The organism is Nostoc edaphicum CCNP1411, assembly GCF_014023275.1.
In the GTDB taxonomy this organism is placed as follows: Bacteria; Cyanobacteriota; Cyanobacteriia; order Cyanobacteriales; family Nostocaceae; genus Nostoc; species Nostoc edaphicum_A.
Genome location: NZ_CP054698.1, coordinates 1,980,629 through 2,006,178 on the forward strand (window position 1 = coordinate 1,980,629; position 25,550 = coordinate 2,006,178).

The window sequence follows — 25,550 nt, forward strand, 5'->3', positions numbered from 1 at the left end:
AAGACTTAATGTTGTAACCTTAAGACTTAATGTTATAACCTTAACGCTTAACGTTGTAACATTGATGACCAAAGTTTGTTTGTGAGTGCAATCATCGATACATAGTGTATATTGTTGATTTACAGCGATCGCAGAGTTGGAAAAAATTTCAAGATGGAAGTTTCACCAAAGGAGATCAGGAGTTATTTAAGCGTTAATGGTATAAATCCTTTCTCTGAGTGGTTTGACTCTTTGCGCGATATAAAAGCAAAAGCTAAAATTAGAGCAAGGCTCGACCGAGTATAAGCAGGTAATTTAGGTGATTGTAAATCAGTTGGTAATGGAGTTTTTGAACTGAGAATAGATTACAGTTCTGGCTATCGCATATACTTTGGACAGCAAGGCTCAACAGTTGTTATTCTTTTGTGTGGTGGTGATAAAAGCACTCAAGAAAAGGATATTGCCAAAGCAAAGGAATATTGGGAAGACTACAGGAGTAGAGATTATGCCTAAAAGTACAAGCTATCATGAAAAGCTGATTCAAGACTTAAAAAATCCACTAGAAGCCGCAGCTTATATTGAAGTTGTTTTAGAAGAAGGCGACCCAAAAATGTTGAGTAAGGCGCTGAAAAATGTCATAGAAGCGCATGGTGGAGTTGATCAGCTTGCTGCTCAAGTCAAGGAACTCTACAATAAACTTGACCAAATGCTATCAGATAAAGGCGAAATTGAGTTTTACAGTCTAAATTCTTTGTTGGATAACTTAGGGTTACATTTTGCAGTAACAGTGAAGCCATAATTCAAGTTTTTTTACTATTGAATAATGGCGATCGCTCCTCAGTGTTTACAATTAAAATGCGTAGGTGTAACCCAAACTAGGCATCGCATTCAATTTAGTCTGTGATATATTAACAAAAATACTGCTAAAAATTGCATCAGTATGACAACTACAACAAACTCTCGCTATGTTACCCGACAGCCTGATATTTTATCAGGTGAACCAATTATTAAGGGAACTAGAACGCCTGTGAGAGCAATTGTTGAAAATTGGCGTTTAGGTATTAGACCAGAAGAAATCCCGCTACACTTACCTCATTTAACTTTAGCGCAAGTCTTTGATGCTTTGAGTTTTTACTTAGATAATCAAGCAGAAATCAATGAATATATCGAGCGTAATCATGTCCCTGATGAATTAGTCCATCCAGCTATTAAAGCAAGATTAAATCAAAAATGACGATTTTTGCTCAAGTTTATATTGATGAAGATGTAGATGTTCTTGTGGCTACTTTACTCTTAGCAAGAGGTTTTGATGCAACGACAGTACGAGAACAGCAAATGTTAGGAGAACCAGATCAAACACAACTAGCTTTTGCTGTATCCATTGGGCATTGCATTTTAACTCATAACCGACTTGATTTTGAGGAATTACACACAAATTATGTAGTTAATAGTCAAACTCATGCAGGGATTTTTATTGCTAAACGTAGAAATACCTATGAAATTGCTGAGAGGGTTGCTATCCTTCTTGATACTTTGACAGCAGATGAAATTGCTAATCAATTATTGTATATTTAGCGCAGTAATGCTATGAGTTTTCATGCCTCGCCCAAAACGCAATTCCCCCCACTGAATCACGAGAAGCACCCACATCCGGCCCGGCGGCTTTGAGAACTTCGCGGGTTGTACCAAATAAACTATAAAGAGAGTTCATCGCTTCTCGTACCAAACCCTGGTCAACTGACAAAGGTTGTACAGCAATGCGCGTCACCAATTCTACATAAAGCGACCAAGCCGCCTTCTTTTGTGTGGTGTCAACTTTCCAAGACATCGAACCAATGCCAAAAGGCAGACTTACAGATACAGTCTCTAAAGAAACGCGATGCCTACGGCGGGCTACGCCTACGCGCATATTCATAGTAAGCAAATTTAACTAATTCATTGGTGTATTGTATAGTAAATAATGTTACTAATCTATAACTTATTCAGAATTAGTTGCTATAATTATCAATCTTTTACCTAAATTTTTATAGTAATATCTGGATATTTTTAACTAATTCAGATAAACTAATAAATTTGTCCGTTGCATCACGCTTGTTTTGTATATGCCCAAAATTTACACTGTAGAAATTGATCACCAAGGCAAAATTCATACCTTGCAAGTTCCTGAAAATGAAACGATCTTATCAGTTGCCGAAGCTGCTGGTTTGGAACTGCCGAGTTCTTGTAATGCAGGTGTCTGCACAACTTGCGCCGGTCAAATAAGCGAGGGAACTGTGGATCAAGCTGATGGTATGGGCGTTAGTCCAGATTTGCAAAAGCAAGGTTACGTATTGCTTTGTGTTGCCAAACCCCTTTCTGATTTGAAACTGGAGACAGAAAAGGAAGATGTAGTTTATCAGTTACAATTTGGCAAAGGCAAATAATCAGCGAACAGTTATCAGTATATCGGATGATTATTCATAACTGAATAACTGTTCACTGAGATTACTAAATCTGATAAATTACATAAGTATTTCATCGCAGATGAAATCAGCTATTCTAGAAACTACAAATCAACAGGATTTACCAAAATGACGACTCATTTTATTACCGCAGAAATTGATTTACAAGAAACTCCCGCAGAGTTACTAGAAGTAATTGAAACAGAGTTAAAGAAACAAGGCGAACCTCTGCGTTGGGCAGTTACTTCTGTGGATACTGACGAACAAAAAGCTACAGTTGAGGCCGTTGTCACGACAGTTCAGAGTTAGGATAGACGCGATTAAGAGAGACGCGATTAAGAGAGACGCGATTAAGAGAGACGCGATGAATCGCGTCTGTACAAGAGTTAGTATTTGATGGCTTTTGATTCATAACTCCTAACTCAATATGCGTCCATACACCGCTATTTTAATCGTACCAACAGGCGTTGGGGCTGCCATTGGGGGTTATGCCGGAGATGCTTTACCTGTTGCCAAAGTTATATCACAGGTTTGCGATCGCCTAATTACTCACCCCAATGTCCTTAATGGTGCAAGTTTATACTGGAATCTTCCAAACGCTTTCTATGTTGAAGGTTACGGACTTGACAAATTCGCCTCTGGATGCTGGGGTTTGCGTCCAGTCCGCAACAACAAAGTAGGTTTGCTTTTAGACCAAGCAATTGAGCCAGAGTTACGGCTACGACATATACAAGCAGCAGATGCAGTTAGAGCAACTCTGGGATTGACTCTTACAGATTATGTAATTACTGATGCCCCATTAAATGTAGAATTACGGACTACAGCATCGGGAGCTAGTTGGGGAACAATTGGCAACCCAGATAGCTTGTTAAGGGCAGCCGAGATATTAATTAAAAAAGCGGGGGCAGAAGCGATCGCAGTTGTTGCCCGTTTCCCTGATGATATGGATGAGGAAGCAGTACAGAAATACCGCCAGGGTGAAGGTGTAGATCCTTTAGCGGGTGCAGAAGCCGTAATTAGCCATTTGCTAGTGCGAACCTTTCAAATTCCTTGCGCCCATTCTCCCGCCCTTTTGAGCGAACCTCCACAACCTGATTTATCCCCCCGTTCCGCCGCCGAAGAATTGGGCTATACTTTTTTGCCGTGCGTCCTTGTAGGATTAAGTCGGGCCCCACAATTTATAGTAGAAAAAGGAGCAATCGGGTCGCAGCAAGAAGATATTTGGGTAGATGAAGTGGATGCTGCGATCGCACCTGCAAATGCTTGTGGTAGTAGTGCTTTACTGAGTTTAAGCCAAAGACGATGCCAAATAATTACAGTAGAAGAAAATAAAACTCTGATAAAAGTTCCTCCCCAACCGTTGGGGATCAAAACTATACAGGTAAACTCATATTTAGAAGCAGTGGGTGTATTAGTGGCACACAAAGCAGGCATCAATCCCTCCGCTCTCCGCCCCAAATTATTACCTTTGCAGTCATTAGTCATTAGTCATTAGTCGTTTGTTATTCTCCCCTGCCCCCTGCCCCCTGCTCCCCTGCCCCCCTGCCCCCCTGCTCCCTGCCCCCTGCTCCCCTTAAAAACCCGTGGTTGAACAACAAAAGCAAGAGCCAGAAATTCCATACCTGACGCGCATCCAAGTACTTGGAGCGATGGGAGCGACTGCAATCATTTTGTTGATAGTCGCCAAACTTTCGTTATACTTTGGCAACTTTTCTCTATTTTTTTGGGATTTGAACCAAAGAGAGTTGCTTTTAGGTGTAGGATTGGGATTCCTCATCACCGCGTTAAGTGGCTTAACTTATCGCCTTTGGACTGCCTATCGTAAAAGTGCAGATTATTACCTAGAAGTAGTACTAAAACCTTTAGCTTTACCAGACTTAATTTGGCTGGGGTTGCTACCAGGCTTGAGTGAAGAATTATTATTTAGAGGTGTGATGCTGCCAGCTTTAGGCTCTGATTTTACAGCTGTAATTGTATCCAGTCTTTGCTTTGGTATCTTGCATCTTAGCGGTTCCCAACAATGGCCCTATGTGATTTGGGCAACGATTGTCGGGATGATATTGGCATATAGCACCCTGGTCACGGGCAACTTATTGGTACCGATTGTCGCTCACATTATTACTAATTGGACTTCTAGCTATTTCTGGAAAATGTGGCAATTGTCGGCAATCAAAAAATAAATGGCTCTAAATATAGCGCTTCCAAAGACTGCTGTACCCTCTTCAATTACGAATTACGTTAGCGTAGCGGTAGCGAGTCCGCAATAGCGAAGCGTTAGCGACGCAGGAGCGTCGCGTCATTACGAATTACGAATTACGAATTAGTAATTATTTGGTCACATTGGATAACATCAGAAATTGATAACTGGTCTAACTTATTGTTGTAGCTGGGCAAAAGTTCAACTTTTTTTACTTTTTAGTTAGCCAACTGTGCGCTGCAATGCTTCGATACGTCCATGAGGGCGCAGTGCTGCACCGGACTATTAACCAGGAGACTACAGCAATGATGAAAGCTGAAGATATCATGACCAAAGAGGTAGTTACCATTCGCGGTTCGGCAACTGTTGCTGAAGCGGTGGGGCTGATGAAAGATAAAGGATTGCGGGCGCTGGTTGTGGATCGCCGCTATGACAATGATGCTTATGGTATTGTCACAGAAACGGATATTGTCTATAAGATCACAGCCTATGGTAAAGACCCAAAGCAAGTACGGGTTTATGAAATTATGAGCAAGCCCTGCATTGTGGTCAATCCTGATTTGGGTGTGGAATATGTAGCACGGTTATTTGCTAACACTGGTATTCATCGCGCACCTGTGATTCAAGGCAAGCTGCTGGGCATCATCTCAATTACCGACATTTTGACCAAAAGCGACTTTGTAGAAGCGCCAAGAGCGTTACTGCTGGAAGAGAGAATTAAAAAAGCAATTGATCAGGCTCGTGCTATTTGCACCGAACAAGGTGCTTATTCTAAACCCTGTGCAGTCGCCTGGGATGAAGTAGAAGAACTCCAAGCAGAAGCAGCTCATCAGAAATCTGAGGGTATGGTATCAGCCAAAGTCTCTTTTGAAGAATACTGCAAGGAAAATCCAGATGCACCCGAATGCCGAAATTATCACCCGTAATTGAGGTGGGGGGATGAGGGAGACGAGGGGGACGGCAATACGGTTCGGTTAAACCAGGCTTTTTGATGAAAATTTTAGATCACAAAGACGCGATAATTTATCACAAAGACGCGATGAATCGCGTCTTTTGCCTTAACCAAACCGTATTGCGACAAGGGGGACAAGGTAAAATTGCCTCTGATTTCCCCGTGTCTCTCAATTTACCGTTTCGCAACTCGCATCAATAAGAATAAACCTATTCCCAAAAAAGCAAAGTTGGGCAACCAAGCTCCCATAAAGGGAGAGAGGACACCGGCTTGTGCGATCGCACCACTAATAAAGAAAATTAAGTAGTACGAAAAAATTACTACGACGCTAATCCCAAAGCTGGTACCTCTTCCAGTCCGCTGGGGTATGCTTCCCATCGCTGCGCCTACCAAGCCAAAAACTACACAGACAAAGGGTAAAGAGATTTTTTGTTGAATTCGCACTTGGAGTTTACGAATTTTTTGGCGATCGCCACCAAGATATTCTACTTCTAGTTGATCTAGTGCTTCAGAAATATTCATTTCACCATAGTCTCGGCTTTTTTCTGCCAGACTTAACGGCGTGCGCGGTAGTTGCAATTGTTGCTGTTCAAATCTAACGATGTTGCGATAGGAGCGATCGGCAGCGACAAAATAGATCGTGCCGTTGTAAAAATCCCAGACATTTTGAGAAGGATTCCACTGGGCAGATTCAGATACCAAAATTTGATTCAGACCTTTTGTTGAGCGATCTATAATCGTCAAACCTGTCATACGCTTACCATCAAATTGGTCGGCGTAAAACAAGCGTGTCAATATCCTACTCCTTGAACCATCTGGCTGGACAACATCCTGGTATTCAGGATAGAAAATATTTTGCTGTTTAAAAGTTGGTTTGTCTGATTTAAGAGCTTTCTCTAAAGTCATCGCCGCTTGGTAATTTGCTGCTGGCGCAATCTGTTCGTTAAACACAAACGTCATTCCTGTGACTAAAAGACTCAACATCACAGCAGTTAGCACCATGCGATAAACACTCACCCCACAACCACGCAGGGCAATTAATTCGCTCTCGCTAGAAAGACGACTGTAGGTCATCAAAGTAGCCAGCAGCGTAGACATGGGAAAAGCTAAAACGATAAAGTTGGGAAACTTTAACAAAAAAACTTGAATAGCAATATCTATGGGTAGCCCAGATTCTACGATTTTTCTGACCAGATCAAATACAGCATCAATAGTGACGCCAATTGATGAAAAAGCTCCGACACCAAAGAAAAACGGCGCTAACAATTCGCTGGCAAGATAGCGATCCATGATCGTAAAAGGCAACAGCGAATGGAGACTGTAAAAAGACGTGAACTTCTTTGATATCATAAGCTGGTTTAACAGTTAAATATTGGCAACCCTGGTGAAGCAAAGTATATCTACTGTATTTAGTATCAAAATTTAATTTTAAATAGCAAAAAATTAACTAATAAATTCATGTTTAAGAATAAAAATCAAAATAACCTTTGAAATTATTAATTAAATAATTGTTAATTTAGACTTGAAAATTATCCCCTAAATAATATTGCCGCACGAGGGGGTTACCGTAGAGTTCGTCAGCACCACCAAAAGCGAGGATTTGTCCCTCGCGCATGATGTAGGCGCGATCGGTGATGGCCAGGGTTTCGCGGACATTATGATCTGTAATTAAGATTCCCATGCCGCGATCGCGCAATTGTGCCACAATTTGCTGAATTTCTGAAACTGCGATCGGATCAACTCCTGCAAATGGTTCATCCAAAAGTAAAAATTTTGGCCCTTCTTGCCCAGCCGCTAAAGACCTTGCTAATTCAGTCCGTCGTCGCTCACCACCAGAAAGTTGAATGCCCTTGCTATTGGCTAATTTTTCCAACCGAAACTCCCGCAGTAAAGTTGTGAGTCGTCTTGACCACTCCCATCGTGGCACATTCGTTTGCTCTAGCACCAACAGAATATTATCCTGTACCGAGAGTTGACGAAAAACACTTGGTTCTTGTGCTAAATAACCAATACCCAATCGTGCCCTTTTATGCATTGGCATTCCCGTAACATCCAGATTACCTAGCCAGACTTTTCCTTGATTAGGTTTTTCTAGACCTGTAGCAATGTAAAAGGTCGTTGTTTTACCAGCCCCATTGGGACCTAGCAAACCAACGATTTCGCCCTGAGCAACAGAAAGGTTTACACGATTGACAATTACTCGCTTACCGTAAGATTTGTGAATATTCTCTAAAACAATTTTCACGCTGGAGGCACCCTTTCTTGGTGGTAAATGCTAATTAGAAGGCTTGAATGCTGGTGTCTGTGGGGCAGGTGCCGCAGTTTGTGCATTATTCTCTGATTCCTGAATCATGTAGATGGACTCTACCTGACGGTTGGATTGAGGTAGAGCGACAAATCGCCCTTCATCAATTAAATAGGTTACCTTCTCTGCCCGAATACTATTACCACCCTGTTGCAAAATATAGACGTTACCCGTGAAATCAATTCGGCGTTCTTTACTAAAATACTGCGCTTGGGCAGATGTTGCTTGAAGTTGGCGAGAAGGATACAACATTTGCACATTACCGCGAGCGGTGATTACTTGGTTTTTGGCGTCATATTCTTGCACATCAGCACGGATAGTCAAAGGGCGATTTGCTTCAGATGTTTGTGCAGTAGCAGTTTGCAGTTGGGTAGGGAATGTAAAAGCGCCCAAGAGTGCAGCTGGCAGCATTAAAGCTAATCCAAAGCGACGCATTTGTGATATGGGCAATTGATAGCAGGGCATCATAGGAGTTTGGGATTCAGGATTGCAGCTTGTATTCTAATTATCTCAAGTACTTTATCCAGATATGAAATATACAATCTGGAGTGATTTACGATAACTACTGGCTGAAATAGTGACGCTACCCCCAACCTCAAGGTTTCAGGTAATTGGTATCTGAGTAAAAATGATGTAGGCAGAATTCATGAATTCTGCCTAGCAAGGATTTGGGGCGACGCATAACTAATTTCATCAGAAGTCTAATCAGTAGTCAGCACAATTTTAGGTAAAGATAAGATTTGATCTTTTCCCAAATCGCCAGATGTAATCTTATCTGGCCCTATTTGTTGTAATGTCGTCAACAATGCTGCGCTCTGACTCAATAGTTCATCTACATCAACGCCACCGTAACTAGATGGGTAACGCCGTAGGCGATTGCCGCCTTCTCCCAATAGAATAACTGCACCTCGCCAGTTCCGATTCTCCAAATGATATAGGGCTACAGAAATTTGGAGAATACCTTGATAAAAAGTTTTTTCTGGTTCGCTGGCTTCAATCCACAAAGCCTCTAAAGTGTCATGACAGGCGTAGAACTGACCAGAATTGAACTGTTCTATGCCTTGCCAAAACTCTTGGGGGATGGTTTCGCTCATCCCATACTGTCTCGTACTTCTTTAATTGTTTCGAGAGAGATGTCTTGTTTGTCTCCAGCAAACTCGTTGTCAGAGGTAAGGAACAACATACAATGGCACTCTTTGCGTTCTCTCATTGGCACACAGGGACAGTTCCAATACGTGGCATGGACTTCAGCCTCTTTATCTTCATAATGGCGACAGGGACATAAAGGCGCACCTAGTTCGTCTTTATGTTTGGCTAGCCCTTCAATCACAACTGCGGTAACAGAAGGTTCAGAACAGAAGTATGTTCCAGTCCGCTTGGCGTATTGTTCGGAAAAATGCCGCATTGCCTCTAGGCTTTTATCGCTGGATTTTGTGTTATGTTCTGATGTGATCATGTCGCTCATAATTTAAATATTTCTTTGCATTGTACCTCAGCCTCATGTGAGGATTACTGGGTGGATTTCCCCAACCTTGCTTGTTCAAAGGCTGATATGTCCGGTGGGCTGGGATCAGATAAAATCTAGGAAATCACAGAAGCTTACTTCTAAGCTAATCAAAATTCAAATTACATCTTGAGGCAGAATTTAAAAGTCAAGAGGTTGATTTATTCTCACCAAAAAACGATGCTGTGACGCATCTAAGGGTAGATACGGAGTGCGCCCCTTCCCCAAGCTTTTGTATTATTTACTTGATTTATTCATTGTACTGAGTTTTATTTATCATAACTTTATAATATTTTATCAAAAAAATCATTAAAAGAACTTGTCTATTTTGCTACCTAGTGTAAACTTTGATGTGTTTCATAAAACAAGAGTTACAACTTTTACTATTTATGACCACTTCAATCATTGCGAAAAAGTTATCGACTGCTGCGATCGGAGCAACAATCATTGTTTTGGGAATAGGAGCAGTAGCACAAGCAGCTGTTTTAACATTTGATGATATAGCGCCTATTCCAGATTTCACTCTAATTCCTAACGGCTACGGTGGATTTAATTGGGATAATTTTTACTACACGAATGGCTCGAATGCTATCTCACGTACAGGTTATGACAATGGCAGAGTGTCAGGAGACTACGTTGCTTTCAACGGGTTTGGAAACCCAGCCCTAGTCAGTGATGGTGTTTTTGACTTCAACAGTGCCTATTTAACAGCTGCTTGGAATGATGGTCTTTCGGTTACTGTAGAAGGTTTAAATAGCGGTGCAACCCTGTATTCAAAAACTGTGGTTGTAGATACGACACAGCCAACTTTAGTTAATTTTGATTATTTTGGTGTTGATGAATTAAGGTTTACGTCCTTTGGTGGAGTTGAGCCAGATTATCTTGTAGAGACGGGTGGTGCCGGGACACAGTTTGCGCTAGATAACTTTACCTTTAATGAAAAAGCTACATCTGTTCCCGAACCTACATTGCTACCAGCACTACTAGCAATCGGGGCTTTAAATGCTGGTTTGGTATTAAGACGTAAACAGCTAAAGCAAAGTTAACTCAAACTTTGCCAGAATGCCTAGAAGTTGTGGCTATACGAACAAAACCCACCTCCGTGGGCTAAAAGCTTTACAATCTGTAAAGGTAGGCTTTGTTCGTATAGCCCTTCTAGAGTGTAGTTTTTCGGTGAAGGTATCGATCAATACGAATGTAATGTTTTTTGTAGCTGGGGTTGCAGAGGGCGATCGCTTTCCAAAACTATACCAGGATGCTCCCAATTGATTACTTCTTGTTCTGCTGGTGAGGAAATATTTGGCCACAAAACCCAGCGGCTACCTTGAGGAAGAGTAGAGAGACTCAGGGGGTTTTGAGTCAGCCAAATCAAGGAGCAGCTTTTAGGAACTACTGGACTAGCATCTTCTAGGGCGGTTGTTGCTGCTAAGGTTTCTAGTACAAAGCGATCGCCTTTTATTAAATTTGTGGATGCTGTCCATAGTTGCACCTGTAATTGCTGTCGCTGTGCATAAAAATACAGTGATGCTGCGGCAATTACTGCTTGTTCAAAGTTTTCTTCTTCCCAATTGCTAGCGCTGTCAAGGGCAATAACTATTTCTTGTCCACCTGTCACCATTTCTAACTCCCGCACCCTTAATTCCCCATAGCGGGCGCTAGTCCGCCAGTGAATCAGACGAGTCGGATCTCCAACGCGGTAAGGACGCAGCGATCGCACCAACCCCGTTGTCGCTGTCTGCAAGGGTCTGCCACGAGGATCGCCCCTTTTGCTCTCTTCTTGCCCCATTTCATCTACTAAGGGACAGGTAGACAAAGGTAAGACTGTGGGATAGACGATCGCTGTGGCTGCACAATCACGTTGACGGCGACACCAGAACAATCCTAAAGGCGCACCAGAACCCAGTTCGACTGTGTGCCAGCGATAAACGCCCCGGCGCTGGGTAGGGTGGTAATATACCCAACGGTAACTGCCTTGACTAGGAATTGTTTCTATCGCTTTTTGTATTGATTTCCCTAAAACGAAAGGCAGCATATCCTCGACTTGCAACAAAGTTACAGGCTGCTGTGTCTGATTGCGGATTTCTAACTCGACAGTCAGATCATCGCCTGCTGACACAGGTTGCATAGGACGGCGAGTGATGGATAGACCGGTGAGCGATCGCGGCGGTAAAATGGCTGCTACACCCAAAAGGGCAAAACTGATGCCGCTAATGGCATACAGCCAACCAGCCATCGTATTTACACCTGCCCCAAAAAAACAAATCGCCGTTGCTGCTAGTACCCAACCGCCGTATGCAGGGGCACTGGCGCGGGTTTCTAACCAATTGGTGATGGGTTTGATGATTTTCATGTTTCTTTTTTAACCCAACGCCACTCGTAATTCACAGTATTTCAGGGGTTTACTAAAAAATCCATAATAGTCATTTGTCATTGGTCATTAGTCATTAGTTATTGGTCATTGGTTAGGACTAAGAAAAGCCCAAAGGTTTGTTTAGCCTGATTATCACCTCGTTCCTAGCCTTAATACCTACGGTGTACACACAAGTCCTTCTCACCCCCTCTAACTCCCCCTTGCCAAGGGGGAGAACCGGATTTTTCCCCCCTTTGCAAGGGGGGATTAAGGGGGGTAATTCGACTTGTGTGTACACGGTTAGGACTTAAGACTGGGAATGTCTTCCGAAAGGGCTACTGCCTATCGTCAACGAAGAGAAGGCAGAGCCGTTTCTCAGGCTCCAGGCTAGGAACCATTGAGAGCAAAGGCTGTGTCGTGTCTTAACCTAGTGCCATTTGACCAATGACAAATGACAAATGACTCCGCACAACGGTTTGATTTGACCAGGACTGATACGCTGTTAATTAAGGCAAAACTTCTATTAGACAAATTGCAAAATCAATGAATTACCTTGTTGCCGTATTACAAGACCGCATTCAAGCCGAAGCTGCTTACTTAGCTTTAGAAAAAGAAGGCATAAACAGTACCATCCTGGGGAGGGGGTATAAAACGGCTGACGAGTTTGGCTTAATTGACCCCAAAGACCAAGCTAAAAAGCAAGCAAAACTGATGGCAACCTGGCTGATACCATTTGGCTTTTTTGCAGGTTTTACATTCAGCCTCATCACTGGTTTAGATACTTTTGCGTGGGCGGGTGAAGTTGGCAATCACATCGTTGGCGGACTGCTGGGTGCTGCGAGTGGTGCTATGGGTGGTGTGTTAGTGGGTGGTGGAGTCGGTTTACTCATAGGTAGTGGTGATGCTTTACCCTATCGCAACCGCTTAGATGCGGGTAAATACTTAGTTGCCGTTCAAGGTTCTGAAATTCTGACTCGCCAAGCAACCCGAATATTACGTCAGTTTGATCCAGAAAATATCCAAGGTTATGCTGACACCAATACTGTGTATTGAATGAATCATAGTTTACACATTCCGACACAGCGACTTGAGTTGCTTCCTGTTTTTTGGAGGTGGTTTAAGTCGCTGCAATCAAAAACAAATTCCAATAGGAAGTGCTATCAGCTGATCGCCAGCAGGGATTTTTTTTTGAAACAGTAGAAACACTGCTCAATTTTGCCTTTATCTCAGCCGGAACTCAAAAGAACGATCGCACTGCCTCAATTTGCATTCTGGAAAAATTCGGAATGCAACAAATTGGTAGAGATGAAAATCTGCTGAAATTGGAATTAAAGTTAAAATCGAGATAGTTATAGCAGATTAATTCTCAATTCATAACTCATAATTTTTAAGAATGTTGCCACGAGAAGAACTTTTAAAAGGTGTTGAAAATCGAGATAGTGTAGCTCGTGTAATCGACCAAGCAGAGCAAGCGATCAAAACTTGGGAAGTGGTTTTGACTGATTTCCTATCTCCCCCAGAATTGGTAGAAATTCAACGAGTGTTTAACCGATTAACAGAAGTGCAATTGACGGCGTGGGGTGGATATCCGCAAGCTGAACGTCAAAGAATAGCGATCGCTCGTTCGGAACTTCCCTTAGATCAATCTCAAGTCAGCCTTGTTGCCGTGGAAATTGCTGGTAATTTCCTGTTTGATACCGCCTCTCACCGCGACTTTTTAGGCGCAATGTTGGGAACGGGAATTGTTCGTGAAAAAACGGGAGATGTTATTGTCTTGGGAGAACGAGGGGCGCAGGCGATTGTCGCACCAGAGTTGGTGGAATTTTTGGAAATGAGTCTTAAACAGGTGCGATCGGTTCCTGTGAAAACTCAGCAGATTGAGGTAACTGAACTAAGGGTTCGGGAACCAAAGAAAAAAGAATTAACTACTGTGGAGGCTTCTTTGCGATTAGATGCGATCGCATCTGCTGGTTTTGGCATGTCCCGCAGCAAAATGGTTGATTTCATTGATGCTGGTGATGTCCGCGTCAATTGGAAGGAAGTTACCCAAGCTAGTTCTCAAGTGAAATCAGGCGACTTAATCGCCATTCGCTCTAAAGGACGTTTAGAAGTTGGCGAAATCGCCGTTACAAAAAAAGACCGTTACCGAGTTCAATTAACAAGGTATGTGTAATCAGTGAAGAGTGAGAAGTTACGAGTTTTAACTCTTAACTCCTAACTTGTAAATATATACTTATACCAATTCTATGTGAGGCTGCGGTTTATTTGCGTAGCGGCAATTCATGAATTGCCGCTACAGTCTGTAGTTTTGCATCAGTCCTATAGGCAAATACAGTTCAGAATGAGCAACAAAACCCTCATGTAGAGACGCGATTTATCGCGTCTTCAAAGACCAATAACCCTTAACCCAAGCGTATTGTCCTATAGGCACATCTTCAAACAGAAATGGTATTAGGCTTGAAAGCGTTTTGCTAACATATTCAGCAGAAGTTTCCGCGGTACGAGTCGAGATAATTTGCTTCTAATTTGAGTCTTCGTATCAGAACTAATAACAGTTGGATACCCTTTTTCCAAAGCCTCTAAAGATTCCCAAACCACTTTTTCGGAAGAATACACTTTATCTGTACTGCTTGCTAGCGCTGGAGGAAAATTAGCTTCTGCAAAAAAGTTTGTTTCTATTGGCCCTGGACAAGTAACTAAAATACGTACACCATATTGACGATTTTCTGCCCATAGCGCTTCACTAAAGCTGAGAATAAAAGCTTTACTGGCAGCATAAACAGAAAGGTATGGTATTGGTTGAAAAGCCGTAATTGAGGATACGTTAATAATGCTTCCAGAGCGACGTTCCCGCATCAATGGGAGAAATTTATGGGTTAAATCTACCAATGCTAAAATGTTTAATTGTACAATTTTAACTTGTTTTCCTCCATCACCTTCAGCAAAGTCGCCATAGTAACCAAAACCAGCATTATTGATTAACAAATCAATACTTAACCCTTTTATTTTAGTGGCATCAAATACACTGGCAGCTGCATTAGGTTCGGTGAGGTCTTTTACTATAACGTCTACTTGAATTTTGTGTTGTTCTCGTAATTCTGTAGCTAATTGGTTTAGTTTATCTTCAGAACGAGCAACAAGTACAAGATTTGTCTTGCGTGCGGCTAGTTCTTGAGCAAAGGCTTTACCAATACCACTAGAGGCACCAGTAATTAAAGCAGTTGGCATTCTACATATTCAGATAGTTTTTAATCACCATTAAAATTTTAACTATGCTGGCTATAAGTTTTAACTACCCAAAGTGATATACCCAAAAGAGTAAAAGCCATACCTATTAATAAAGCCTAAGTGGAGAAAGCCTCCACTCAAAACTTCTCTTTTCCTAAGACCAATTCTCTGTGAAGTGGCACATTATTTTTACCCCTCCCAACCCAATACTTTTCTCTTAGGGGGGAAATGGTTTGAATTTATTTTTACCCCTTGCCCTTTAACTTTTCCCCAGACCAAAAGAGAGATTGTTAGTTTCATCCGAAATAATATTGCCTCCCAACCTCCCCAAGGCATCGGGGAGGTGCCTTGGGGAGGTTGGGTTCTTTCTATGAGTGTTCATCAAGAATTGGTATAAGAATTGACCTTCGTAAGCGATGTGAATTCTCCAGCTACACCGATATGGGAGATTCTTAAGTCTTCTTCATCTGTATATTGAATAGACGAGTCAATTTTTTTTGGTAATTCTCTATCCTTGCACGACCACTCAAATACAAATCTAGAGTCCAAGTGCTTAAGATTAGAAAATATGTGCTTCCATTCACTTCGTCTAATTCGATTTCCCCACCTTGATTGTAACTCTCTCGAGTAAGCTTCTTGTTGATAAACAAAGAAATCAAATGGTCTTTCTCTTAAATTTTTATGATCGAGTAAATGAATGAGATGAAACATAAAGCCATCTTTAGAAAGGCTATTTACAAGATTTTTTAAAAGTGGCACAACATCATCAACTGGTACATGCTCTAACACAGATTTGGAGAAGATGAAATCTATTTTTTCTTTACTAGGTAGTTTTTGAGATAAATCAATTGGAGCAACGTATTCTATACCCAAGTCTTGTAAGACTTCTACGGATAAATTTTTTAATGAAAGTAGTTTCTTTAAACGTAAGTCAATAATCTCACGATCTTCAAATGTAGATAGACTATCTAAAATACTCCAATCTACAGATTTACACACGGCTTTAAAAATATTTTCTGGTTGTAATAACGGATAAACATCCGTTGCATAAACCTTTTTGGCTCCAAGAAGGTAAAAGACTAACGAATGAGTCAACAACCATCCACTTCCAATTTCAAGGCAAATTTTATCACGTAATACATATTTATCTTTACCAGACTGAAGTAGATAGATAGCAACTTCATTGGCACAAATATCAAGCCTTTTGCCCGCAACAGCTAGCTTGCTTGAATGCATTTTATTGTATAAAGCTTGATATAGTTCAGATGATCTAATCACCGATTTGGTTCGTTCATCAAGAAGGCTCTTTACTAGATTTTTCATTTTGCATACCTCTATTGCTTAACTTATTGGGAATTGAACACAACACTATGAACTGTAGCAGTTAGATGTGTTCTTGTATAAGAAAAGTACTTAAAACTTGTTACTTCTTATACAAGAACAGTCAAGGTAATTCATAATTATCAATCAGTTTTATACTATTTCTGTTTGAAGATGCGCCTATAAAACTGATACAAAACTACAGACTGTAGCGACAATTTATGTAGACGCATACTCCTAGGTCGAAGCAAGCTACGCGAAGCGTTACGACATGCTACGCGAACGTAGAGAAGCGGCTACTCTTACGAGAACGCTTTCAGCGTTAGCGACGTTCGCGCAGCGTCTCGCAGAGAAGGAGCGTCAACCCGCAAAGTATTGCCGCTACGCGAATAAAGCGGAGCCTCAGATAGAATTGGTATTAGCTTCTGAAGTCTCGACTGATTGAAGACTACTGAATTAAAAATTCAGTAGCAGGGTGGTTTTATACGAAAAAAGAAAAATACACAAGTCTTAATTTCTTGGTTTGTGGAATGGCTTTTTACCCCTCGAAAAACCTCTCTTCAAGGGGAGTTAAAGCTTTGAAACACAGTTTTAGTTTTTCTATTCTTGTATGAAACCACTCATTTAGGTATTCTTTCTGAAGTATGATGTCCTAAATAATGAATGGTTTTTATCATGATGATTTAAATTTATTTTAAATTGCTAATTACCATTTTTCAGACCAATAAATAATTTCTGAAGCAGTACTATTAATAGCAACGCCGTAGCTATCTCCATGATTCCACTTGAAGCCAGGTCTACCTTTGTCCTCTGTATTTAATACGAGTATTTCATAATTAGCTGGAAAAGATTCCGCAGGAGAGTCACTGGTGTAGAAGAAAGTTGTCGGCACACCGTTAGGCTGGTTTATGTGGTCATTTGTGTTTCCACCCCTATATTTGTGCTTTGCACTACTTCTGTATTGCGAAAGTAATTTTTCTATCTTTTTTGGCGGCTCTTTCAGCCTAATTTGAAAAAAACCACTTCCTTGCAAAAATTTGGGAGAGTAAGCAATGCGAACACCTTTGGCATCAGTGGGAATCTCATGAGGAAAATGTTTTACTTGGTCATTATTAGACCATAGTTGATTACGAATTTCTTTGTAGCGTGATGTATCAGTTATTATTTTAGGCTGGCTAGTACTGCTAAAAGCTGTTCTCAGAAAAAAGCTTCCCCCGACAATACTAAGACTAGCAAGGGCTAATAGAAATTGCGATCGCTTCATCAAGTTGGGTGTGTCTAACTTTTATAGTCATATACCCAACTAATAAACTAAATTAGTACTATTGCGGATATCCGATTAGAGATATTAACAGAAACTTTGTGTATCCAGAGGAAAATCAAGATATTTGTAAAATTACTGTGAAGTCGGTCAATGATTACCTAGTCAAAAACCGTAGGTGATCCTCATTGAGGCTAGTACCGCAAGACGGAATTAAAAATTAAAAATTAAAAATGAAGACAGCGTAAGGGTTTTGTTGATTGGGAATGGGTGATTTATTTCTAGTACTAGCGTTGTAGCTAACGAAACCAATTCTACAGCCATCCATTTTTTTTCAATTCTTCCTGATGCAGCAAGAACTAAGGCGGATATATAAATAGTAGATGCACCTTAATTAAATCACAGCCTTCAGCTTTTAGTTGGGGGCTTTTTTTTTATTGCTGATATTTTTTATTCGGGAAAAATAAATTTTGTCAAAAGTCTAATTTACCCGGATATAGCAATAAATAAAGCGGATTAATAAATGGTAGATGCACCTTAATTAAATCATAGCCCTCAGCTTTTAGTTGAAGGCTTTTTTATTGCTGATATTTTTAATGCGTAAGAAAATAAATTTTGTCAAAAATATAATTTACCCGGATATGGCAATAAATAAAGTGGATTAATAAATGGTAGATGCACCTTAATAAATTACAGCCCTCAGCTTTTAGTTGAAGGCTTTTTTATTGCTGATATTTTTAATAGGTAAGAAAATAAATTTTGTCAAAAATATAATTTACCCGGATATGGCAATAAATAAAGTGGATTAATAAATGGTAGATGCACCCTAATAAATTACAGCCCTCAGCTTTTAGTTGGGGGCTTTTATTATTTAAATATAGATGGCAACAAACTGGGAGCTAACCATACTGCATAACCAAGAAATCCAAATAGCAAGGTAATCAGGGCAGTAATACCGTAGCTGATGCAAATTAATAAACCGTCCGATTCGATGGTGGCAACAGTCAAAAGTAAAATCCCTATAGTGGGAATGGGATTTGTAAACGGAATTGGTAATATTAGTAATATTGTTAATAAAGAGATACAAAACCCATTGATTCGCCAAATTAAAGGATTATGGGCTATTTTTGGCAATCGGGGACGGGCGATTTTCTGGAAAACTTTGGTAAGACGTCCCAAATTTTGCAAAAGCAACTGGGCAAAGGGACGAGGAAATTGGTAGTTAGCGATTTTTTTGGGTAGCCAAGGCGATCGCCTCCCTAAAAGCATTTGCGCTGACAATAGTAAACAAGCACCACCAAAAGGGCCAGTTAATCCTGGTGGCATAGGAAATAAAAAGGGCAAAACTAATAATGTAATTACCAGGCTGAAGCCTCGTTCTGAGGTTTCTGCCAGAATATCACCTAGAGTCAGTGGTTGTTCTGCTAGGCGTTGCAACAGGGACTTTATATCTTCAGAAAATCTCAGATGCATTTGGCGTGAGTTGATGCGAGTTCCCACATTTGTAGCAGAGGGAGATATTTTAGATTTTGGATTGAAGGAAAATCTAAAATCTAAAATTGAATAACTCCTAACTCCTGATTTTTGAGGGTACTAAAACAGCTATAGCTCTAGGTATAACCCGAAAATGAGCAGGAGTGTAAGTAGTGATTTCACCATCTGTATTAATAGGGCGCGGTTTGCGAGTATACACCTCTATTTCTTGACCTTGAAGAGAACGCACATTCTGCCAATGTATATGTCGCCCCTGTCTCATTGCGGGTAGTAATAATATAATTTGCCACCAGTGTTGAATTTCTAAGCTATAAAGGTCTAACCTTTGGTCATCTATTGTGGCATCATCAGCCACTGCCATACCGCCGCCGTAATAGCGGCCGTTACCCACAGCAATTTGCACTGTTTTGACGCGAACCGATTCACCCTTGATCACAATCTCGGCAGAAAAAGGTCTAGCTTCCCAAAGCACTTGCAATGCAGTAGCAGCATAAGCAAATATTCCCCAACGGCGTTTGACTTCTTTGGTAAGTCGTTGGGTAATTTTTACACTCAATCCCAGACTGGCAACGTTAAAAAAATGCTTGCCGTTTACACAACCCAAGTCGATGCGCTGTAAATTTCCATCTGCAATAATTTTGCAAGCTTCGCTAAGGGAATTGGGGATTCCCAAAGTCCTTGCTAGATCGTTGGCAGTTCCCAGAGGCAAGATTCCCAAAGGTAACTGAGTATCAATTAAAGCATCTACTGCGGCATTTAGAGTGCCATCTCCTCCACCAATAATTACGAAGTCAACTTGATGCTGATAGCGAAGTATAACTTCAGCAAGATGTTTGGGATTTTCTGTAGACTCCTCAATTAAATCAAAGTCGAGTGTCTTCAGATATTCAATCGCTTCTGACAGACCCTTTTCCCCTTGGCGGGCATGACGATTTACTAACAGCAGTGCGCGGGAACTCATGGTTAGTACCTTTTGTAGTTGATATGTCCAATTATCCGCATCTATATATTTTGCTTTAAGGTAACTATAAAAAAGTGTTTAGGTTGTTATGAAGTTTATAAAAAATTATTTTGTTAACACTTATTATATTGTGAATGCTAACTTTTTAATTTTCCTTTTATCTAGTTTAGCTCTATTAGTATTCAGTGGATCAATACTAAGTAAATATAATTGTTACTGACACTCAACTAGAATTTAGGTATTTATTTTAATAAATAGAGGATTATTCAAATAATATCATGCCCCGAAAAATGGATATTTTTCATTAGTATAGATACATATTTAGAGATTTGATTTGTATTAATAGTTATACAAATTATTTGTGAAGCCACACAAAATCAGACTTGGTGAGATAAATTTCTCAAGCCACTTTTTCTATGCAACCTCACAGGTAATCGGTATTACAATTATTTAATTTTTGGTTGAAAAAACAATTATATATAGGACTCATTATGTGACATGTTGGAAACTGTCTACGCTAAAGCGATCGCAGCTTGAAACCAGCTTTGTCCTGGAAATCCCTATTTTCATTGGGATTTTTGCTCTTGTGACTCTTTAGGACCAGTATCACCACCAATAATTGCTTGAAATACGTCTCCTAGTAAAAAGAAAAACGCCGCGACTAATAGTATAAGCATTAAACTAGCAAGGGCCGCAAAGGGAGAGAGGATAAACAAGATTAAACGCCCAAACATCAAAATCTTTAGTAATGTCTTATTCATCTTTTTTAACATTGAATAATACGTATATTTTCTACTAATAATCGATGAATCAACAATCTGTCACCTGTCCTCTGTTAGATTTAACCTGTCCGCGCTTAGTTTTGTAGTCAAGGCGCTTTCTTTGAGAACTGCGAGTTGGTTTGGTGGGTTTGCGTTTTATTGTCACTACAACTGCGCTTTGAATGAGTTCTTGAAGTCGTTTCAAGGCTGACTCCCGATTATTCTCTTGGCTTCGGTGTTCCTGGGCTTTGATTACGACAACTCCTTCTTGGGTAATGCGTCTATCGTTCAGCTTTAAAAGCTGTTGTTTATAATAGTCGGGTAATGATGAAGCCACAATGTCGAAGCGCAAGTGGATCGCAGTGGAAACCTTATTAACATTTTGGCCTCCGGCTCCTTGGGAGCGAATCGCAGTAATTTCAATATCAGTCTGTGGGATAATAACTTTGTTGGAAATTTGCAGCATTACTCACAAGGAAAAAGAGAAACTTTTAAATTTGGGATAAACTTTCTTTACTCGGTTTGTTCGGTGAAATCTATTACTTCATCTGGGTCTTCATTGTTGTTTAAATTCACCTCTAAAGTCTGTCCTTGTATTGTCACTTTATCACCTGGTACTAGTCGCCGTCCTCGTCGGGTTTCTAACATACCATTTACTTGGACATCGCCACCTTGAATCATCAGTTTGGCTTGGCCTCCAGTTGGCACTATACCCATCAACTTTAAAAATTGATTTAACTTAATTGTGTTGTCTCTGACTTTCTTCATCGTAAATAAAACTACATTACCTTAGAGGTTGTTTGAAAAGTGTTTCGCTGTCACTTTAGGCACTTTGAGATCCCCCCTAACCCCCCTTAAAAAGGGGGGAACCGGAATCAAAGTTCCCCTTTTTAAGGGGAGCCACTGCGGTCTTGGGGTGTCCCCAAGTAGAGCAAGTGGCGTGGATTTAGGGGGATCTAAAATTTTTGATACCGACAAGATAACTTTTCAAACATCCTCTTAATTGTATCGTGGCGTGATCAAGGTAAAACGTGAATCTATCGAGCTATATATCAGCCTAGATGAAATTAAATGAAGCCTAAAGTACTTTGTCCAGTTTAAATGGATATTCTTGAGGTGAAGCTTAGTCTCAAAGTGATATGCCAGACTTGAATGCTGCTGAGTCTATCAATCGGAAGATGAATTTATACTCAAAAGTCAGTAATCTTAGGTAATAGCACAAATATGCTGATTTTAAGTAAGCTTTTGTATCTTCATAAAAGCATAGCGATCGCTAAAACGAAAAACTGTAATACCAGTTTATTATCTATAATGTTGATCGACAAAATTTCCAGATATAGGTGAAAAAAACTAGTCTGGAAGGTTCTTTTACTGTGTTCAGGGGACTGGATCTATGATTAAGCTTGGTTTATTGGTACAGTCCCAGAATAACTCTTTGGGTATCGGAAAAGTTACCGAAATATCTGATGCCAATGCGAACGTTGAGTATTTCTGCTCTATAGGGCAACGTCTTCAAAAAACTTTACCTTTAAATTCGCTCTCTCAGGTCAGGCTTGAACCCCAGGCTCGATGCTATATTAAGTCCCAAACCCATGATGATAAATGGATAGTTGGCAGAGTTTTCATCTGGGATGAAGATACGGAAATGTATCAAATTGATTTACCAGACAAGAAAACTGCGATCGCATCTGTTGAAGATATTTACGTTCGTTGTAATCTCCCAAATACAGACCCCATCCAAACTCTGGCGATGAAGGGTCACGAAACGCCCTACTTCCACGATAAAAGATTGGCCTTCGTGAAATCCTTGATTAAGCAACGCGCTGTCAGTCGCGGGATGACAGGATTGATTTCGGCAAATATCAATCTTTATCCTCACCAAGTTGAAGTTGTGCGGCGGGTACTGGAAGACCCAATTCAGCGCTACTTGCTAGCAGACGAGGTGGGACTCGGAAAAACCATCGAAGCGGGTGCGATTCTCCGTCAGTTCCTCCTGGATGAACCGAAAAAAGGGGCGGTGATATTAGTTCCGCAATATTTGCTTAAACAATGGCGGACTGAGTTAGAAAACAAGTTTTACATCTCCCATTTTGGTAAACGGGTAGCGGTGCTGGCGGTTGAAGATATCCATAAAATCAACCTGAAAGCAAGGATAGGCTGCTTAATTTTAGATGAAGCCCATCACATCGCGGCAATGGCGACCTCTAAGGATGCAACAGTGCGCCAGCGTTTTCAGACTTGCAAAGAAATTGCTCATAAAAGCGATCGCTTACTTTTATTATCTGCCACTCCTGTTCTCAACCATGAGCAAGATTTTCTGGCCATGTTGCACTTGCTTGACCCGACAACCTATAAAATTGGTGATTTAGAAGGTTTTCGCGCCAAAGTAGAAAGCCGTCAGCAAGTTGGTAAAGTTCTCCTTTCTTTTAAAGAAGGTGCGGAACCTCTGGTTCTCAAAAATAACTTGCAGCAACTACGAAACCTCTTTACTGAGGATGAGTATTTACTGAAGCTGGCGGATGATTTAGAAAATTGTTTACAAACAAATTCTACTGAGCAAGAGCAAATCGTCCAAGCGATTCGTGTCCACGTCAGCGATACCTATCGATTACACCGCCGAATGCTTCGCAACCGTCGCGCTGCGGTGGAAGATGTGATCTTTGACCGGAATTTTACGCCGAAAGAAGAGTATGATTTGGACGAGCGATCGCTTGATATCCACGAACTACTCAATCAATGGCGTAGTGTTGCTCCTAGTGACAAGCAATATCAGCGAATTTTTCTGCTGTTATTCTTAGCTGCTGGTACTTGGTTAGGAATTTTAGAACAGGTAATTACCGCCCGTTTAACTGGTAAACCTCATGCTAAACTCATCCAGGAGTTTAAAGAAGATGATGTTCGCATCTTAACTACAACCCCCAAATTCGCAGGCGAAGAAGAGATTCTGCAATCCTTCCTAAAAATTATTCGTCAACCTCAAGAGGACGGAGAACGGAGGGAAAATTTGAAAACAGTCCTGCTGAATCAGTTAGGTACATACTTCAAAATTCCCGCAAACATTCGGAAGAATCAAAAGGAATTCATCACGAGAATACAGCAGAGAATCAAGAGACCAATTACTGGTGATATTCTGCCCAAATTTATTGTATTTACCAGTTTTGTGCAAACTTGTGGCGAAATTGTCCGGTATTTATCTGATACCTTTGGTGCAGAGACAATAGCTAGCCATCAATTTGGAGAATCACCAGACAAGGTTGAGGAAGGCTTAAATAGGTTCAAGGATAACCCAAACTGCTTTATTTTAGTATGCGATCGCTCTGGAGAAGAAGGGCGTAACCTCCAGTTTGCCGATTGGTTAATTCATTTTGACCTTCCTTGGTCGCCTAATCAATTAGAACAGAGAATTGGCAGACTTGACCGCATTGGCAGCAAAATTGGCATCCAATCCTGCGCCTTGATTGGCCCATATTTGGAAGATAGCCCTCACAATGCTTGGTATAAAGTATTAAAAGATGGGTTTGGTATTTTCCAACAATCAATTGCCAGTCTCCAGTTTTATGTGGATGAGAAACTTGCAGAATTGGAAACAACTTTGTTTCAATCAAGTGCTGCTGGATTGTTAGAAATGATTTCACCAATTCAAGAGCAAATTGAAACTGAAATAGCAAAGATTAGCGAACAAAATGCTCTAGATGAAATTGACGCTAACGATGAAATTGCCACCGAGTATTTTCAAGAGCTAGATAATTACGATGCTTGTCATCTAGAAATGAAACGAGCCATTGAAGGCTGGATTTGTGACGCGCTGGGATTCAGAGGACTCAATAATCCAGATTCATCAGATATGCGACGTTATCAACCTTCAACGCGGACATTGGTTCCCATAAATGAGTTAAAAAACCGTTTTGCTGATAGTTATCTAGACCAATTTGGTACTTATAATCGCAGGGTAGCAAACCAGAATCCTGGTGTTAAACTCTTTCGAGTTGGGGAAGGATTTGTAGAAGCCCTCTGGAGCTATATAAACTGGGATGACCGAGGTGAAGCCTTTGCGATGTGGCGCACTGATGCATCTTGGGATGCGAAAGAAGGGAAAGAGTGGTTCGGTTTTCAATGCAATTATGTAGTTGAAGCAAATTTAAGAAATGCCAAACAAGTTTTACTAGATAATAAACTAGATAATTCTCAATTCAAAAACTTGCAGCGACGTGTTGATGCTTTATTTCCGCCAATTATAGAAACAATCTATGTTGATGGTCGCAATGAGCCAATACGTGTTGTTGAGGATAAAGCCCTTTTAAGTATTTTGCAACGTCCATATAAAGATAAAAACAATAATCAAGGACGAGATTACAATCTAGCAAAAGAGCGCTTAGAAATTATTGACGATTTTGTTGACCCTAGTAAGTGGCAAAATTTCTGCTATCAAGTGCGTAATACTTCTGCGGAATTACTTTCCAATCGTCCCGATTTTATTGAATTGTGCCAAAGTTGTGCTAAAGTTGCCGAAAAGAAATTAGCCAATAGAGTAGAACAATTACGCCTGCGTTTGAACCAGCAAAGTTGGGATAATGCATTAGCTGAAGAATTGAAGATAGAAACTGCTTTAAATGCAGCTATTCTAGAGGGAATTCGCCAGCCCCTTCTGAGGCTTGATTCTGTCGGTTTTATTGTTGTATCGGGGCGATCGCTTATGCAATTTGATTGATATGGTCTCTCGTTAGATACCTACAATACCCGCGCTAACCCCGCCTGTAAATAGGGGTTACGTGGGTTTTTATTCTCGTTATCGTTCGC

At 40.7% G+C, this 25,550-nt stretch carries 28 protein-coding genes and 2 pseudogenes; 15 read left to right on the forward strand and 15 right to left on the reverse strand.

Annotation, left to right across the window (positions count from 1 at the left end; all coding sequences use genetic code 11):
- Positions 1-153: 153 nt before the first annotated feature.
- From HUN01_RS10950 to HUN01_RS10965, 4 genes and pseudogenes are all read left to right on the forward strand, one after another.
- A pseudogene (locus HUN01_RS10950) lies at positions 154-492 on the forward strand (type II toxin-antitoxin system RelE/ParE family toxin).
- Positions 485-778, forward strand: coding sequence for a helix-turn-helix domain-containing transcriptional regulator (locus HUN01_RS10955; protein WP_181931287.1), 294 nt, complete (start codon positions 485-487; stop codon positions 776-778). The pseudogene HUN01_RS10950 and the gene HUN01_RS10955 overlap by 8 nt, the downstream one beginning before the upstream one ends.
- Before the next feature lie 141 nt (positions 779-919).
- Positions 920-1,213, forward strand: coding sequence for a DUF433 domain-containing protein (locus tag HUN01_RS10960; protein WP_181931288.1), 294 nt, complete (start codon positions 920-922; stop codon positions 1,211-1,213).
- A complete protein-coding gene (locus tag HUN01_RS10965) occupies positions 1,210-1,554 on the forward strand; it encodes a DUF5615 family PIN-like protein (RefSeq protein WP_181931289.1) in 345 nt (114 codons plus the stop codon). The genes HUN01_RS10960 and HUN01_RS10965 overlap by 4 nt, the downstream gene beginning before the upstream one ends.
- A gap of 37 nt (positions 1,555-1,591) precedes the next feature.
- Here HUN01_RS10965 and HUN01_RS10970 read toward each other — a convergent pair.
- Positions 1,592-1,807, reverse strand: a pseudogene (locus tag HUN01_RS10970) (hypothetical protein); the annotation flags it as partial.
- A gap of 274 nt (positions 1,808-2,081) precedes the next feature.
- Here HUN01_RS10970 and HUN01_RS10975 point away from each other — a divergent pair.
- From HUN01_RS10975 to HUN01_RS11000, 6 genes are all read left to right on the forward strand, one after another.
- A complete protein-coding gene (locus HUN01_RS10975; protein ID WP_181931290.1) occupies positions 2,082-2,402 on the forward strand; it encodes a 2Fe-2S iron-sulfur cluster-binding protein in 321 nt (106 codons plus the stop codon).
- Positions 2,403-2,549: 147 nt separating this feature from the next.
- Positions 2,550-2,729: a hypothetical protein gene (locus HUN01_RS10980; protein WP_181931291.1), complete on the forward strand. Its 180-nt coding sequence runs from the start codon at positions 2,550-2,552 to the stop codon at positions 2,727-2,729.
- Positions 2,730-2,847: 118 nt separating this feature from the next.
- Complete coding sequence (locus tag HUN01_RS10985) at positions 2,848-3,915, forward strand: DUF3326 domain-containing protein (RefSeq protein WP_181931292.1); 1,068 nt, start codon at positions 2,848-2,850, stop codon at positions 3,913-3,915.
- An 88-nt stretch (positions 3,916-4,003) separates the two neighbouring features.
- Positions 4,004-4,600 carry a CPBP family intramembrane glutamic endopeptidase gene (locus HUN01_RS10990; RefSeq protein WP_181931293.1) on the forward strand — a complete coding sequence of 199 codons (597 nt, stop codon included), beginning with the start codon at positions 4,004-4,006 and terminating at the stop codon, positions 4,598-4,600.
- A 322-nt stretch (positions 4,601-4,922) separates the two neighbouring features.
- Positions 4,923-5,543 (forward strand): CP12 domain-containing protein, encoded by a 621-nt coding sequence (locus HUN01_RS10995; RefSeq protein WP_181932650.1) that lies wholly within the window; start codon positions 4,923-4,925, stop codon positions 5,541-5,543.
- A gap of 65 nt (positions 5,544-5,608) precedes the next feature.
- Positions 5,609-5,770: a hypothetical protein gene (locus HUN01_RS11000; RefSeq protein ID WP_181931294.1), complete on the forward strand. Its 162-nt coding sequence runs from the start codon at positions 5,609-5,611 to the stop codon at positions 5,768-5,770.
- Here the strand turns inward: HUN01_RS11000 and HUN01_RS11005 are convergent.
- The 5 genes from HUN01_RS11005 to HUN01_RS11025 all read right to left on the reverse strand — a co-directional run bounded on the left by HUN01_RS11005 (position 5,744) and on the right by HUN01_RS11025 (position 9,330).
- Complete coding sequence (locus HUN01_RS11005; RefSeq protein ID WP_181931295.1) at positions 5,744-6,859, reverse strand: LptF/LptG family permease; 1,116 nt, start codon at positions 6,857-6,859, stop codon at positions 5,744-5,746. The two genes, HUN01_RS11000 and HUN01_RS11005, sit on opposite strands and share 27 nt — an antisense overlap.
- Positions 6,860-7,085: 226 nt before the next feature.
- Positions 7,086-7,814, reverse strand: a complete 729-nt coding sequence (gene lptB / locus HUN01_RS11010) for an LPS export ABC transporter ATP-binding protein (protein WP_069068211.1) — start codon at positions 7,812-7,814, stop codon at positions 7,086-7,088.
- Between the two features lie 30 nt (positions 7,815-7,844).
- Positions 7,845-8,342, reverse strand: a complete 498-nt coding sequence (locus HUN01_RS11015) for an LptA/OstA family protein (protein WP_181931296.1) — start codon at positions 8,340-8,342, stop codon at positions 7,845-7,847.
- Between the two features lie 233 nt (positions 8,343-8,575).
- Complete coding sequence (locus HUN01_RS11020) at positions 8,576-8,968, reverse strand: DUF309 domain-containing protein (RefSeq protein WP_181931297.1); 393 nt, start codon at positions 8,966-8,968, stop codon at positions 8,576-8,578.
- Complete coding sequence (locus tag HUN01_RS11025) at positions 8,965-9,330, reverse strand: ferredoxin thioredoxin reductase catalytic beta subunit (protein WP_069068208.1); 366 nt, start codon at positions 9,328-9,330, stop codon at positions 8,965-8,967. The genes HUN01_RS11020 and HUN01_RS11025 overlap by 4 nt, the downstream gene beginning before the upstream one ends.
- A gap of 437 nt (positions 9,331-9,767) precedes the next feature.
- Between HUN01_RS11025 and HUN01_RS11030 the strand changes: the two genes are divergently transcribed.
- Positions 9,768-10,424: a PEP-CTERM sorting domain-containing protein gene (locus tag HUN01_RS11030; protein ID WP_181931298.1), complete on the forward strand. Its 657-nt coding sequence runs from the start codon at positions 9,768-9,770 to the stop codon at positions 10,422-10,424.
- Between the two features lie 140 nt (positions 10,425-10,564).
- Here HUN01_RS11030 and HUN01_RS11035 read toward each other — a convergent pair whose 3' ends face one another.
- Positions 10,565-11,728 carry a DUF58 domain-containing protein gene (locus HUN01_RS11035; protein WP_181931299.1) on the reverse strand — a complete coding sequence of 388 codons (1,164 nt, stop codon included), beginning with the start codon at positions 11,726-11,728 and terminating at the stop codon, positions 10,565-10,567.
- 543 nt (positions 11,729-12,271) lie between these two features.
- Here HUN01_RS11035 and HUN01_RS11040 point away from each other — a divergent pair.
- The 3 genes from HUN01_RS11040 (at position 12,272) to HUN01_RS11050 (ending at position 13,901) form a co-directional block, all read left to right on the forward strand.
- Positions 12,272-12,781 (forward strand): hypothetical protein, encoded by a 510-nt coding sequence (locus HUN01_RS11040; RefSeq protein ID WP_181931300.1) that lies wholly within the window; start codon positions 12,272-12,274, stop codon positions 12,779-12,781.
- Positions 12,782-12,882: 101 nt separating this feature from the next.
- Positions 12,883-13,077 carry a hypothetical protein gene (locus HUN01_RS11045; RefSeq protein ID WP_181931301.1) on the forward strand — a complete coding sequence of 65 codons (195 nt, stop codon included), beginning with the start codon at positions 12,883-12,885 and terminating at the stop codon, positions 13,075-13,077.
- A 44-nt stretch (positions 13,078-13,121) separates the two neighbouring features.
- The gene (locus tag HUN01_RS11050; protein WP_181931302.1) at positions 13,122-13,901 is read left to right on the forward strand and encodes a photosystem II electron transport protein, Sll1252 family; all 780 of its coding nucleotides are present in this window, start codon (positions 13,122-13,124) and stop codon (positions 13,899-13,901) included.
- Positions 13,902-14,179: 278 nt separating this feature from the next.
- On the opposite strand, the gene HUN01_RS11055 is transcribed toward HUN01_RS11050, so the two are convergent.
- From HUN01_RS11055 to HUN01_RS11090, 8 genes are all read right to left on the reverse strand, one after another.
- The gene (locus HUN01_RS11055; protein ID WP_181931303.1) at positions 14,180-14,956 is read right to left on the reverse strand and encodes an SDR family NAD(P)-dependent oxidoreductase; all 777 of its coding nucleotides are present in this window, start codon (positions 14,954-14,956) and stop codon (positions 14,180-14,182) included.
- A 381-nt stretch (positions 14,957-15,337) separates the two neighbouring features.
- Positions 15,338-16,279 carry a class I SAM-dependent methyltransferase gene (locus tag HUN01_RS11060; RefSeq protein WP_181931304.1) on the reverse strand — a complete coding sequence of 314 codons (942 nt, stop codon included), beginning with the start codon at positions 16,277-16,279 and terminating at the stop codon, positions 15,338-15,340.
- A 703-nt stretch (positions 16,280-16,982) separates the two neighbouring features.
- The gene (locus HUN01_RS11065; RefSeq protein WP_181931305.1) at positions 16,983-17,540 is read right to left on the reverse strand and encodes a hypothetical protein; all 558 of its coding nucleotides are present in this window, start codon (positions 17,538-17,540) and stop codon (positions 16,983-16,985) included.
- A gap of 864 nt (positions 17,541-18,404) precedes the next feature.
- Positions 18,405-19,010, reverse strand: coding sequence for an exopolysaccharide biosynthesis protein (locus HUN01_RS11070; RefSeq protein WP_181931306.1), 606 nt, complete (start codon positions 19,008-19,010; stop codon positions 18,405-18,407).
- A 97-nt stretch (positions 19,011-19,107) separates the two neighbouring features.
- On the reverse strand, positions 19,108-19,992 hold the full coding sequence (locus tag HUN01_RS11075; RefSeq protein WP_181931307.1) for a lipid kinase: 885 nt from the start codon (positions 19,990-19,992) through the stop codon (positions 19,108-19,110).
- Positions 19,993-20,558: 566 nt separating this feature from the next.
- A complete protein-coding gene (locus tag HUN01_RS11080) occupies positions 20,559-20,753 on the reverse strand; it encodes a hypothetical protein (RefSeq protein ID WP_181931308.1) in 195 nt (64 codons plus the stop codon).
- A 49-nt stretch (positions 20,754-20,802) separates the two neighbouring features.
- Entirely contained in the window at positions 20,803-21,219 is a 417-nt protein-coding gene (gene arfB / locus HUN01_RS11085; RefSeq protein ID WP_069068197.1) for an alternative ribosome rescue aminoacyl-tRNA hydrolase ArfB, read from the reverse strand.
- Between the two features lie 47 nt (positions 21,220-21,266).
- Entirely contained in the window at positions 21,267-21,521 is a 255-nt protein-coding gene (locus tag HUN01_RS11090) for an RNA-binding S4 domain-containing protein (RefSeq protein WP_181931309.1), read from the reverse strand.
- A 625-nt stretch (positions 21,522-22,146) separates the two neighbouring features.
- Between HUN01_RS11090 and dpdE the strand changes: the two genes are divergently transcribed.
- On the forward strand, positions 22,147-25,461 hold the full coding sequence (dpdE, locus tag HUN01_RS11095; protein WP_181931310.1) for a protein DpdE: 3,315 nt from the start codon (positions 22,147-22,149) through the stop codon (positions 25,459-25,461).
- Positions 25,462-25,550 lie beyond the last annotated feature (89 nt).

Coding starts and splice junctions, on each gene's coding strand:
- HUN01_RS10995 (WP_181932650.1), top strand. CDS start 4,923: ATGATGAAAGCTGAAGATATCATGACCAAAGAGGTAGTTACCATTCGC.
- HUN01_RS11075 (WP_181931307.1), bottom strand. CDS start 19,992: ATGAGTTCCCGCGCACTGCTGTTAGTAAATCGTCATGCCCGCCAAGGG.
- dpdE (WP_181931310.1), top strand. CDS start 22,147: ATGATTAAGCTTGGTTTATTGGTACAGTCCCAGAATAACTCTTTGGGT.
- HUN01_RS11015 (WP_181931296.1), bottom strand. CDS start 8,342: ATGATGCCCTGCTATCAATTGCCCATATCACAAATGCGTCGCTTTGGA.
- HUN01_RS11005 (WP_181931295.1), bottom strand. CDS start 6,859: ATGGATCGCTATCTTGCCAGCGAATTGTTAGCGCCGTTTTTCTTTGGT.
- HUN01_RS11070 (WP_181931306.1), bottom strand. CDS start 19,010: ATGCATCTGAGATTTTCTGAAGATATAAAGTCCCTGTTGCAACGCCTA.
- HUN01_RS11035 (WP_181931299.1), bottom strand. CDS start 11,728: ATGAAAATCATCAAACCCATCACCAATTGGTTAGAAACCCGCGCCAGT.
- HUN01_RS11050 (WP_181931302.1), top strand. CDS start 13,122: ATGTTGCCACGAGAAGAACTTTTAAAAGGTGTTGAAAATCGAGATAGT.
- HUN01_RS11055 (WP_181931303.1), bottom strand. CDS start 14,956: ATGCCAACTGCTTTAATTACTGGTGCCTCTAGTGGTATTGGTAAAGCC.
- HUN01_RS10955 (WP_181931287.1), top strand. CDS start 485: ATGCCTAAAAGTACAAGCTATCATGAAAAGCTGATTCAAGACTTAAAA.
- HUN01_RS10975 (WP_181931290.1), top strand. CDS start 2,082: ATGCCCAAAATTTACACTGTAGAAATTGATCACCAAGGCAAAATTCAT.
- HUN01_RS11065 (WP_181931305.1), bottom strand. CDS start 17,540: ATGAAGCGATCGCAATTTCTATTAGCCCTTGCTAGTCTTAGTATTGTC.
- HUN01_RS11025 (WP_069068208.1), bottom strand. CDS start 9,330: ATGATCACATCAGAACATAACACAAAATCCAGCGATAAAAGCCTAGAG.
- arfB (WP_069068197.1), bottom strand. CDS start 21,219: ATGCTGCAAATTTCCAACAAAGTTATTATCCCACAGACTGATATTGAA.
- HUN01_RS11000 (WP_181931294.1), top strand. CDS start 5,609: ATGAAAATTTTAGATCACAAAGACGCGATAATTTATCACAAAGACGCG.
- HUN01_RS11080 (WP_181931308.1), bottom strand. CDS start 20,753: ATGAATAAGACATTACTAAAGATTTTGATGTTTGGGCGTTTAATCTTG.
- HUN01_RS10965 (WP_181931289.1), top strand. CDS start 1,210: ATGACGATTTTTGCTCAAGTTTATATTGATGAAGATGTAGATGTTCTT.
- HUN01_RS11060 (WP_181931304.1), bottom strand. CDS start 16,279: ATGAAAAATCTAGTAAAGAGCCTTCTTGATGAACGAACCAAATCGGTG.
- HUN01_RS10960 (WP_181931288.1), top strand. CDS start 920: ATGACAACTACAACAAACTCTCGCTATGTTACCCGACAGCCTGATATT.
- HUN01_RS11030 (WP_181931298.1), top strand. CDS start 9,768: ATGACCACTTCAATCATTGCGAAAAAGTTATCGACTGCTGCGATCGGA.
- HUN01_RS10985 (WP_181931292.1), top strand. CDS start 2,848: ATGCGTCCATACACCGCTATTTTAATCGTACCAACAGGCGTTGGGGCT.
- HUN01_RS11020 (WP_181931297.1), bottom strand. CDS start 8,968: ATGAGCGAAACCATCCCCCAAGAGTTTTGGCAAGGCATAGAACAGTTC.
- HUN01_RS11040 (WP_181931300.1), top strand. CDS start 12,272: ATGAATTACCTTGTTGCCGTATTACAAGACCGCATTCAAGCCGAAGCT.
- HUN01_RS10980 (WP_181931291.1), top strand. CDS start 2,550: ATGACGACTCATTTTATTACCGCAGAAATTGATTTACAAGAAACTCCC.
- HUN01_RS11090 (WP_181931309.1), bottom strand. CDS start 21,521: ATGAAGAAAGTCAGAGACAACACAATTAAGTTAAATCAATTTTTAAAG.